The sequence below is a fragment of the Deltaproteobacteria bacterium genome (assembly GCA_020848745.1).
Lineage (GTDB): Bacteria > Desulfobacterota > Binatia > UTPRO1 > UTPRO1 > UTPRO1.
This window is the reverse complement of the sequence record JADLHM010000085.1, coordinates 1-2,948: the sequence shown is the minus strand read 5'-3', so window position 1 is coordinate 2,948 and position 2,948 is coordinate 1. Positions and strand designations below refer to the sequence as shown.

Below are 2,948 nucleotides of genomic sequence, written 5' to 3'. Positions count from 1 at the left end.
GGGTCCGACGATCGGGACGATCGGATGGATGGCGGAGATCCATGGTCATCCCTCCGGGGTCGCCGCCGCTCCGCCGGACTGCAGCCCGGCCACGCGCGTCGCGATCGCGTCGACGACCGTCGGCAGCGCTCCGTCAGCGGGAACTTCGTGGAAATGGCGGACCCAGCGGCTGACGCCCTGGTAGCACGCGAGCTGGCGCGTCGTCTCGGCGACGGTCAGCTCGTGCTTGCGGGCGGTGATCATCGCCGCGTCGCCGACGATCGAAAAGGCGAGCGCGGGCTCGGGAATGCAGCGCATGATCAGCGACTCCACCCACGGTCGCCGTACGAGCGGATGCGCGAAGGTGCGGAGGTCGTAGAAATAGCGGTCGAGCACGACCGTCTCTCCGCGCACGAGGCGCGGCCGCACCTGCACGACGTAGCGCAGCCACTTGTCGGCCATGATGTGGACCAGGCCGCGCAGGCGCTGCTTGCGGTTCACGTCCTTCACCACTTTCACCGTTCCGCCGGGACGCAGACGCTTGCGGATCTTCTGGCTCCAGCGCCGGGTCGGGAGGAGCGGCTTCTGCGCGCCGAGGTAGACGCTCGACACCTTGAGACGCGTGCCGGCGAAGCGCTCGCACACCCTGGTCGAGAGCGTGGTCTTCCCGGCGCCGTCCGGACCGAGCAGGATCACGATCCGCCCGGGCGGCCGCAGGCGGGCGCGCACCCGGTCGAGGAACACGCCGCCCCGCGCGCGCAGGTGGCGCGCGAGCGTCGCCGGCCGGCGCGCGAGGATCGCGCCCGTCGCTCGCCGCCGCACCGCCGGCAGCCGCGCGGGATCGGCGACCACCCCGGCGAGCAGCGCGCCGAAGCCGGCTCCCAGCTCGCGCTCCGCCAGCGTCCGGAACTCGTCGCCGGCGGCCGCCAGCAGCTCCTCCAGACGGGCCCGGTAGTCGGCGCGCACCGCGCCCTTGTCGAAGAGGCAATGCAGCACGAGCGCCAGCGCCTCGGCCGCGAGCGACGGCGTCCGCACGCCGCGCTCGTGGCGCTGGTCCTCCAGCACCACGTCCACCGGCAGGTACTCGAGCTCCATGTGGCTCAAGCGGACCCGCAGATCGAGGTAGACCGTCTCGACCGGCGCGCCGTCGCCGATCCGCATCAGGTAGTACATCCAGTGACCGCCGCGGCTCACCCGTACCACCGGCACCAGCCCCCACGCGTCGCACAGCCGGTGCACGATCGCGTCGTGCCGCCGGAGATCGCGCGGGTGCACGACGAGGTCGATGTCCTTTCCGAAGTCGGCGGGCCAGCGCTCGGCGTTGCGCAGCACGGCGTAGCGCACGCACTCGCGCTCGTAGGCGGCGAAGAGCTCGGGCAGGAAGCGTCCGGTGAGGGTCTCCCCCCACCGCTCGCAGGGAGCGACGGCGTCGGATCGGATCAGCGGTAGTGCGGTCATGGTGCGATGGCTCCCGTTGGACTCGCTCGTCAGAGGACGCTGCGGACCGTGTGCAGGACCGCGTGCAGGTTCGCGTCCAGCCACGACGGCGAGCGGACGAGCCAGCTGTCGCGGCGGAGCTTCAAGTGGTTGAGCCACGCGCACACGGCGATGGCTCGCTGCATGCGCGCGTCGACGCCGACGATCGCCGCCTCGCGCGCGAAGAGGCGGGCTTCCAGCGGCGCCAGCGCGCCGGTCAGGATGACCCGTACGAAGACGTCGCCGAACGCCATCCCGTCGCTGCGGATCAGGCGGCGGGCGAGGAGGAGCAGCAGATCGATCAGCGGCAGGCCGCGCGGATCGAAGGCCTCGAAGTCGAGGATGCCGCTCACCGCGTCGTCGCCGCCGTAGAGGAGGTTCGCGAGATCGTAGTCGCCGTGGTGCCAACCGAGCGGCAGGGTCGCGCCGAGCATCGTCGCGCGCAGCCACTCGTCGATCGCCGCGAGCGCCGGCAGAGCGTCGGGCCGTACGAACGCGCGGAGATCCGCGAGCCAGTCGCCGCACAGCCGATCGAACTCGCCCTGATCGATCAGGACGGGGATCTCGGTGGCCCGCCGGAGCCCGCACACCGCGCCGGCGGCACTGGCGATCGCCCGGTCGTAGCGCCGCGCGGAGCGCGCGTAGTAGATGCGGCCGCAGTCGCCGGGACGCGCGGTCTCGGCGAAGAACGGCTGTCCCGCGTAGGTTCCGTCCGCGAGCGGAACCGGAAAGAGCGCGCGCAGCTCCGCCGGGATGCGGGGATCGGCCGCGAGCGCGACGATGGTCTCGTGGTGGCGCCGGCAGCTCTCGACGGCGCTCGGATCGAGCGGCACGCGGACGAAGACGCCGTCCCGGTCGGACGCGCCGCCCGCGAGCACCGCCACCCCGCGCGGCCGGACGAAGTAGCGCGACAGCCTCCCCGCGTCGGGCGGGATCCGTCCGGTCGCGGCCAGATCGACGAGCAGCCGCTCCGCGAAGGAGTGGTGCGCCGAGCCCGTCGTCAACACCGCCGCGATGCCCGGGAGGAACGGATAGAGGCTCCGCTCGAGGCGCGGCGGGCGGCCGGCGATCTCCCAGCTCCGCACCACCGACCGCACCAGTCGTCCGCGGGTCCGGTAGGGATCGCCGCAGAACTTCATGCGATCCGTGCGGTCGACGTCGAGGATCTGGTGGAACTTGTGCCGGAAGGGCAGCGGCGCGAACAGATGGCAGCCGCCGAAACCGCTGCGCGCCGCGATGCGCTTCAGCATCCGTGGCGCGAGACCCGCCTCCGCCCCGAGCCGCGGCGACAGCACGCGCGTGACGCCGTGCCGGCTGTCGCTCCCGAGATACGCCTGGCCGCCCGGCGCGAGCGTCCGCCGGACGTCCTGCAGGAGGTCGACGATCGCGCCCGCGGCGCGCGGCCCGTGCCCGGAGAACGCGGCGAACCACGAGCGCAGACACGGCACCACCGCGACGTCGATGCTGCCGTCCGCGACCGGCAGCCGCACCGG

General features: G+C 73.0%; 2 protein-coding genes. Both read right to left on the bottom strand.

Annotation, left to right across the window (positions count from 1 at the left end; all coding sequences use genetic code 11):
- Positions 1–45: 45 nt before the first annotated feature.
- Complete coding sequence (locus tag IT293_12505; protein MCC6765472.1) at positions 46–1,437, bottom strand: hypothetical protein; 1,392 nt, start codon at positions 1,435–1,437, stop codon at positions 46–48.
- Between the two features lie 29 nt (positions 1,438–1,466).
- A partial coding sequence (locus IT293_12500) for a hypothetical protein (GenBank protein MCC6765471.1) occupies positions 1,467–2,948 on the bottom strand: 1,482 nt, incomplete at its 5' end.